Annotated in this window: 7 protein-coding genes; all 7 read left to right on the top strand. The window is 47.7% G+C overall.

Going from position 1 to position 7,708, the window contains the following annotated elements; translation table 11 throughout:
• Nucleotides 1-684 precede the first annotated feature (684 nt).
• The 7 genes from VN379_RS05740 to VN379_RS05710 all read left to right on the top strand — a co-directional run bounded on the left by VN379_RS05740 (nt 685) and on the right by VN379_RS05710 (nt 7,647).
• On the top strand, nt 685-2,769 hold the full coding sequence (locus VN379_RS05740) for a thioredoxin domain-containing protein (RefSeq protein ID WP_325531730.1): 2,085 nt from the start codon (nt 685-687) through the stop codon (nt 2,767-2,769).
• Between the two features lie 101 nt (nt 2,770-2,870).
• On the top strand, nt 2,871-3,383 hold the full coding sequence (locus VN379_RS05735; protein WP_325531728.1) for a ferritin: 513 nt from the start codon (nt 2,871-2,873) through the stop codon (nt 3,381-3,383).
• A gap of 72 nt (nt 3,384-3,455) precedes the next feature.
• Nucleotides 3,456-4,829 carry an FAD-dependent oxidoreductase gene (locus VN379_RS05730; protein WP_325531726.1) on the top strand — a complete coding sequence of 458 codons (1,374 nt, stop codon included), beginning with the start codon at nt 3,456-3,458 and terminating at the stop codon, nt 4,827-4,829.
• 83 nt (nt 4,830-4,912) lie between these two features.
• Entirely contained in the window at nt 4,913-5,755 is an 843-nt protein-coding gene (gene splB, locus VN379_RS05725; RefSeq protein ID WP_325531723.1) for a spore photoproduct lyase, read from the top strand.
• Nucleotides 5,756-5,789: 34 nt separating this feature from the next.
• Nucleotides 5,790-5,939 carry a spore photoproduct lyase family protein gene (locus tag VN379_RS05720; RefSeq protein WP_325531721.1) on the top strand — a complete coding sequence of 50 codons (150 nt, stop codon included), beginning with the start codon at nt 5,790-5,792 and terminating at the stop codon, nt 5,937-5,939.
• Nucleotides 5,940-6,094: 155 nt separating this feature from the next.
• Nucleotides 6,095-6,880, top strand: a complete 786-nt coding sequence (motA, locus tag VN379_RS05715; protein ID WP_325531719.1) for a flagellar motor stator protein MotA — start codon at nt 6,095-6,097, stop codon at nt 6,878-6,880.
• On the top strand, nt 6,880-7,647 hold the full coding sequence (locus tag VN379_RS05710; RefSeq protein WP_325531717.1) for a flagellar motor protein MotB: 768 nt from the start codon (nt 6,880-6,882) through the stop codon (nt 7,645-7,647). Before motA ends, VN379_RS05710 begins: the two co-directional genes overlap by 1 nt.
• Nucleotides 7,648-7,708 lie beyond the last annotated feature (61 nt).

Genomic DNA, 7,708 nt, shown 5'->3' with positions numbered 1-7,708 from the left:
TTTCAGGATAAGTTCTCTAATTGATAAGTTCTATTGTACCACACTCGGGGACGTTCCAGCGGGTCATGAAGCAAGGGGGCGCAAAATCTGCTTTATAACATGATTTCTTCGTCACCACAAGAATGCTTAAATAAAGCAATTGGGAAGATTGATGAACAGTTAAAAATGTTAGATGGCTTCCTAATCTTGAAAAATGGTATTTGAAGGAGTAGAAGGTTATACGGGTGGTTTTAGTGCCAGTGGTTTTGAGCGAGTTAGACAAGCTCAAAAATTGATGGAAGACATGAAACCCGACCCACCTGAAATAGTATAAGTAAAATAACGGAAAAGAGGATATTTCCTGTGACAAAAGTAGCACTAGTAAAAGCCGATTCCTACGATACGCAAGTCGTAGAGCAGGCGATGGCAGAGATCTTGGCTGAATTTGGTGACATGGCATAGTTTGTTCAGCCTGGAGATAGAGTGCTAGTTAGTCCTAACATGACGCCACTATATTGGACTTTGTTATACCAGCATCATGTCATGCTGGTATATTCATTTTTTAAAAACTTTACATTGACTTACCACAACATACCAATTACAATAAAAACAACACCTAACGAATAATAACTATCCATTATATAACGTATGTAAAACCCACACTAAGCAAATCCTAAATGGTAGCAATAAAATGAGGTGATTTAAGTGACGGTTAAGCACGTTAACCACCTGGCAAATGAGAAGAGTCCGTACCTATTGCAGCATGCACACAATCCAATAGACTGGTATCCCTGGGGCGAAGCAGCGTTTGCGAAAGCTAAGGAAGAAGACAAGCCGATATTTTTTAGTTGTGGCTATAGTACGTGCCACTGGTGCCATGTTATGGAGCGGGAATCCTTTGAGGATACAACTGTAGCGGCGCTCTTGAATAACTACTTTGTAGCGATTAAGGTTGACCGGGAAGAACGTCCTGACGTTGATCATATCTATATGGCGGTGTGTCAGGCTGTGACCGGGCAGGGCGGCTGGCCGTTGACAATTGTGATGACCCCTGATAAGAAGCCGTTTTTCGCCGGGACGTACCTGCCTAAGCATGCGATGTATGGCAGGCCGGGGTTGTTGGAAGTGTTGTCAATGCTAAAGGAACAGTGGGACCAGAACCGGGATAGGATTGAAGAGATTGGTGAAAAGCTGGCTCAGTCACTCAAAAACCAGCCTGCAAAACTGGAAAAGGGGCAGCTGTCAGCGGAAACGCTGGAACAGGCAGTTGCGCAGCTATTAAGTGACTTTGACCCCACTTATGGTGGTTTTGGGCCTGCACCTAAGTTTCCGACACCCCACAATCTCTTGTTCCTCATGCGCTATTGGCGGCGGTCGGGGGATAAAAAAGCCATTGCTATGGTGGTGAAGACACTGGATGCAATGAGCCGGGGCGGGATCTATGATCATCTGGGTTATGGGTTTGCCCGTTATTCAACAGATAACAGGTGGCTTGCGCCGCATTTTGAGAAAATGCTGTATGATAATGCCCTGCTGTGTTACGCCTATGTGGAGGCCTATCAGTGTACCGGCGACCCGGACTTTGCCCGGATTGCCGAGGAGATTATTACCTATGTCATGCGGGATATGACCAGCCCTGGCGGTGCTTTCTATTCAGCCGAGGATGCTGACTCCGAAGGGGTGGAGGGTAAGTTCTATGTCTGGAAACTACAGGAGATTATGGCGCTGTTAGGCTCAGAGCTTGGCGAACTGTTTGCTGATGTATATAATGTCACCCCGGGCGGTAATTTTGAAGGCGAAAATATTTTGAACCTGATTGATAGCGATCTATATGAGTATGCCGCACAGCATAACCTTGATATTAATGACCTTGAGGTCAAAATGGCTGAAGCCAGGGACAAGTTGTATCAGGACCGGGAGCAGCGGGTGCATCCCTTTAAAGACGACAAGATATTGACCGCCTGGAACGGGTTGATGATTGCTGCACTGGCTAAAGCGGGCAGGGTTCTGCAACGGGATGATTACGCCCAGGCTGCTGCGCGGGCTATCGATTTTATCTTTGCGAAGCTTACTGCCGAGGACGGTAAGCGGTTGTTAGCCCGTTACCGCGAGGGCAATGCGGCCTACCTGGGGTATGTGGATGACTATGCATTCATGCTGTGGGGGCTCCTGGAGGTATATGAGACCACCTTTAACCCCAAGTACCTGCGGCAGGCAATCGCGGTGAGCGCAGACCTTAAGCAATTGTTCTGGGATATGGAAAATGGCGGCTTTTATTTTACCGGCAATGACGGTGAAGAGTTGCTTATGCGCCAAAAGGAGATCTATGATGGTGCCATACCCTCAGGTAATTCTGTGGCTGCATTAGCCTTGCTGCGGTTAGGGCGTTTGACCGAGAATGCTGAGTATATTGGGCTGGTTGAAGAGATGTTCAGTTATTTCAGCAGCGAGATTTCCCGTTATCCCCGGGCTTATACGTACTTCTTACTGGCGCTTGATTACTATCTGACCCCACCTAGCCATATTGTCATTGCCGGGGAAAAGGAAGACCCTGATGTCCAGGCTATGCTGGCGTTGGCTGGTCAGAGCTTTATGCCGGAAACGACGGTTGTCTACAATGACCCGGTCTATCAGACCGACAACTGGGAGCTGGTACCTGTGGCTGCCGGGCAGGGCGCTGTTAACGGCCGGGCTACAGGCTATATTTGTGAGAACTTTGCCTGTCAGAGGCCTGTGCATACAATTGAAGACTTCAAGCGTGGGCTGCCCCGGCAAAGTATAGATCAATAGATAGTTTGTAGTTCTTGGCAGAAGCTGGCGAAAAGCCTTGTCTATTTTTCGTAAAATTAGTAAAATATAGTAGAATGGATTATGAAAAGGGGGAGCACACATTGATTACTGCAAAATTACAAAACGCTATTAACAACCAGATCCAGGCAGAAATGTATTCAGCTAATCTCTATCTGGCCATGTCTGGTTACTGTATGTCCAAAAACCTCAAGGGTTTTGCCAATTGGCTCAGGGTACAGTATCAGGAAGAAACGATGCATGCATTAAAATTTGTTGATTATATACTAGAGCGTGGCGGTCAGTTAGAACTTAAGGTAATTGAGGCACCGCCGACCGAGTTTGGCAAACCTGCTGAGGTATTTGAGAAGATATTAACGCATGAAGAGCATGTTACCAGTCTGATCAATCAGCTGTACGCAGTTGCTGTTGAAGAAAAAGATGTGGCAACGCAGATTTTCCTTCAATGGTTTGTGACCGAACAGGTAGAAGAAGAGGCTTCGGCCAGTGAGGTTCTTGAACAACTGAGAATGATTGGTGACAGTTCAGGCTTGTTCTATCTGGATAAAGAACTGGCTGCAAGAGTCTATCAGCCGCCGGCTGCACCTGCTAAGTAACAATAAAAGACCCCGTGACCGGGGTCTTTTATTTCAATACAAATCCCAACCTGGGGGCAGGAGGAATGTTGTATGCAAAAGATAGTTGTTATTGGTGCTGTGGCGGCAGGGCTTAAGTCAGCCGCCAAGATTCGCCGGGAGGTTCCTGAGGCCGAGATTATTGTTCTGGAAAAAGGCTCGCTCATTTCTTACGGTGCTTGTGGTATGCCCTTTTATGTCGGCGGCTTGATTGCCGATGTCAGTGATTTTGTAAAAACTTCATCAGGTGCATTGCGGAATCCGGAGTTTTTTAAGGCTGATAAAAATGTTGATGTGCGTATTCGGATGTTGGTTACTGCCATTAACCGCGGGGATAAAACAGTGTCAGCCAGAAGTTTGGAAACCGGTGAAGAAACGGTTTTCCCCTATGATAAGCTGATCATTGCTACCGGTGCTACACCTGTTAAGCCACCGCTTCCCGGTATTGAGCTCAGCGGGATTCATCAGTTCTGGCACCCGGATGATGCAGTGGCGATACGCTCCGGGATTGATAGCAGACAGATTAAAAACGCGGTGGTTATTGGTGCCGGCCTTGTGGGCATGGAAATGGCAGAGGCCTTTAAGATCCGTGGTGTTAAGGTAACGGTTATTGAGATGCAGGAGCAGGTGTTTCCGGCTTTCTTAGATCCTGAGGTTGCGGGCCCGGTGGCCAAATATGCGCTGGCCAACGGCATTACCCTGTTGCTGGGGGAGAAGGTCGAGCGGTTTGACGGTGAGGGTACAGTTACGGCGGTGGTGACCAACAAGCGGGTCATCCCGGCTGATGTCGTGGTGTTGGCTATTGGTGTCCGCCCTAATTCTGAGCTGGCGAAAACAGCCGGTCTGGTCATTGGTCCCACTGGTGCTATCGCTGTTAATGAATATTTGGCGACAAGTGACCCGGATATCTATGCCGGCGGCGACTGTGCAGAGAATACTAATATCATATCAGGCAAAAAGGTGTTTGCCCCCATGGGCTCAACAGCCAATAAGCATGGACGGGTGATCGGCGAGAATATCGGTGGTAATCGTGTTAAGTTTCGCGGGGTGTTAAATACAGTAGCAGTCAGGATACTGGATTTTCATGTCGGCAAAACTGGTCTTACCGAGCGTGAGGCTAAAGAACTGGGGTACCGGTATGTAACCGCTACGGTGGCCGCCCCGGACAAGCCCCATTATATGCCAGGCTCTAAGTCGATCACGGTTAAACTGGTTGTTGAGGCTGACAGCCGCAAGGTTTTGGGCGCGCAGATCTTTGGTGAGGGTGATGTGGCTAAAAGGATTGACGTTATGGCGGCAGCGCTTACCATGGCGGCTACGATTGACGATCTGTTTGATATGGATTTAGCCTATGCGCCGCCCTATAGCAGTCCGATTGATAATGTAGCGATTGCTGCCAATGCCGTGATGAATAAGCTATCAAGGTAAAAATCGGGCTGTGAGAAAATAACAGCAGGCTCGCGTAAAAGTCATGGCGGCGGTTCACACTACTGGAGAGGTGAGCTGCCGTCATGAATTATTTTGTACCCAAACGGGCCTTTTTTGAAGCGAAAGCACTGGACTATCCGCTGGGAAAAGCAGTATATGACAAACTTCAGGCCATGGATGTTCCGATACATTTTACCGGTTCCCATAACCGGGTGACCGGAATTCCCGGCAAGACGACGCAGGAGGCTTTCCGGGAGGCTAAACGCACAATGGTTGTCGGGGTGAGAAAAAGCACTGATTTTGCCAGTTGTAAACCCTCGGCCCATTATCAGCTGCCGCTGAACACCAGTTGTCCAAGTATGTGCGAGTATTGCTATCTGGCGACTACACTGGGGAAAAAACCATATCTCAGGGTATACGTAAATATTGAGGAAATTTTTGCGCAGGCTGACACCTATATGCAGGCGCGGGCGCCGGAGATTACCTGGTTTGAGGGTGCTGCTACCTCTGATCCGATTCCTACTGAATACCTAACCGGTCTTTTGTTCAAAACAATTGAGTTTTTCGGTCATCATAAACAGGGGCGGTTTCGTTTTGTCACCAAGCATGACAAGGTCGATAGCCTGCTTACTGCCCGACATAACGGCCATACCCGCTTCCGCTTTAGTTTGAACGCGGCCTCAGTTATTGAAAAGTATGAGCATGTAACGCCATCAATGCTCGAGCGGGTAACTGCTGCCGGCAAGGTAGCCGGGGCTGGGTATCCGCTGGGGTTTATTATTGCGCCGATTTTCTTTTTCCCCGGCTGGCAGCAGGAGTATGGCCGTTTGCTTGAAGCGCTGGACGGACAATTGCCTGCTGCGGCAAGAAGTGATCTGACCTTTGAGCTGATTTCGCACAGGTTTACCGAAACGGGCCAAGAATAACATTCTGGACCTGTTTCCTGAGACTGATTTACCCATGGAGGAAAGTGAGCGAAAATATAAATACGGCCAGTTTGGTTATGGTAAGTATATTTACCAGCCGGAGGTTATGAACGAGATTAAAGAATTCCTGGGAGGCAAGCTCTCAGCCCTTTTTCCGCAGGCAAAGGTCGAGTATTTTGTGTGAGATTGAGCAGCATTGTTTACAATAAAGTAATGCAATTCCTGTCGTTATTTGGCAGGACTTTTTTTTTGTTTAGAGAATCCCTTAATTATTGTCGAAAAAATTACGATATACAATTATGTGATGTTGTTGTTTATATGTTATTGGGAGGGCTTTCATTGGAGAAGTCAACGGTAATTGGATTAATCTTGGGGCTTTTTGCTATTCTTGTCGGTATGGCGCTGAAGGGCGCAAGTCCAGCTGCACTCATAAACCCAGCAGCATTTATAATTATTATAGTTGGTACAGCGGCCAGCTTATTTAATGCATTCCCTCTGGAACAACTTAAGAATTTTCCGGTGTTGTTTAAAAAACTGTTTAGCCAGGAGGAACGTATCCCCAAACAGGTTTTACTCAAGTTATTTGTTGAATTATCGCAGGTTGCACGCCGGGAAGGTATTCTGGCGCTGGAAAGTAAGCTTGAGGATATCAAGGACCCGTTTTTAAAGAATGGGATGAGTATGGTCATTGATGGCATGGATGTGGATTTTGTCAGAGATGTACTGGACGCTGATATCGAAGCCATGGAAGAACGCCATCGCAATGGGGCACTTATATTCTCTCAGGCTGGTATGTATGCGCCGACACTTGGTGTATTAGGGGCGGTAATTGGTTTGATTGCCGCGTTGGGAAGTCTTGATGATATCGAAAAATTAGGCCATTCCATTGCGGCCGCGTTTGTGGCCACTTTGCTGGGGATATTTACCGGTTATGTGATATGGCATCCTTTTGCCACCAAGCTTAAACTGATATCAAAAGAAGAAGTGGAAGTTAAACGGATGATGGTTGAAGGGATCTTGTCGCTGCAGGCGGGTGATTCCCCGATGGCGATTGAATCGAAATTGTTAGTATTCATTCCGCAGAAGGTCCGGGCGCTGCTAAACCCTAAGCCGGAGGATAAATAATGAGCAGAAATAAAAAGGAACACCATGAGGAGCATGCGGATGAGACCTGGCTGATTCCCTATTCTGATCTCCTGACGTTGCTCCTGGCGCTATTTATTGTATTATTTGCATCCGCCCAGCTTGATCAGAAAAAGTTTGATCAGATTGCAGCCTCTTTTAATGTGGCGTTTAACGGCAGTCCGGCGCTCTTAGAGAGCCCTAAGCCACCCCAGCCGGATACTAGCCAGGCTAGTCCGGCGCCGCAGATACCGTCTGTGATGACGGCTATGAGTGGTATCAATGAAAAGGCCTATATGCAGGAAACTGCGCAATTAATTGAGTTAAAGAAGATGTTGGATAAGTATATTGCTGATAACGGCCTGGGGGGCGATTTGTCTACCGTGCTGACTGATGACGGGCTTATGATCCGGATTCAGGACACGGCACTATTCCCGTCAGGCAGTGCTGATCTTAGATCAGAGTCGCGCCGCTTCGGCATTCAGATCGCTAAATTGTTGTCGCCGCTGAGCCAGAAGATTACTGTATCAGGGCACACTGATACGGTACCGATCAACACCAGGGAGTTTCCTTCTAACTGGGAGCTTAGTTCGCGGCGGGCCGTAAATTTCATGAAATTTCTTATGGCCCAGGAAACCGGGCTTAAGCCTGAGCGGTTTAGCGCTACCGGGTATGGTGAATACCGCCCGGTTGCGGGTAATGATACCTCTGAAGGACGGGCGACCAACAGGCGGGTAGAGGTATTTATCCAACGTAATTACCGCCCCTAAAGATAATTTAATTGATGTTATTACTCAAAACGAGGCAACTATTTGCCTCGTTTTTTTATTT

Origin of the sequence: Sporomusa sp., from assembly GCF_035561255.1 — a bacterium.
Classification (GTDB): domain Bacteria; phylum Bacillota; class Negativicutes; order Sporomusales; family Sporomusaceae; genus Sporomusa.
This window is presented reverse-complemented; position numbering and strand designations above follow the sequence as displayed.

What these genes read in the sequence shown, in the direction of transcription:
- VN379_RS05730 (WP_325531726.1), top strand. Translation starts at nt 3,456, where the DNA reads ATGCAAAAGATAGTTGTTATTGGTGCTGTGGCGGCAGGGCTTAAGTCA.
- splB (WP_325531723.1), top strand. Translation starts at nt 4,913, where the DNA reads ATGAATTATTTTGTACCCAAACGGGCCTTTTTTGAAGCGAAAGCACTG.
- VN379_RS05720 (WP_325531721.1), top strand. Translation starts at nt 5,790, where the DNA reads ATGGAGGAAAGTGAGCGAAAATATAAATACGGCCAGTTTGGTTATGGT.
- VN379_RS05710 (WP_325531717.1), top strand. Translation starts at nt 6,880, where the DNA reads ATGAGCAGAAATAAAAAGGAACACCATGAGGAGCATGCGGATGAGACC.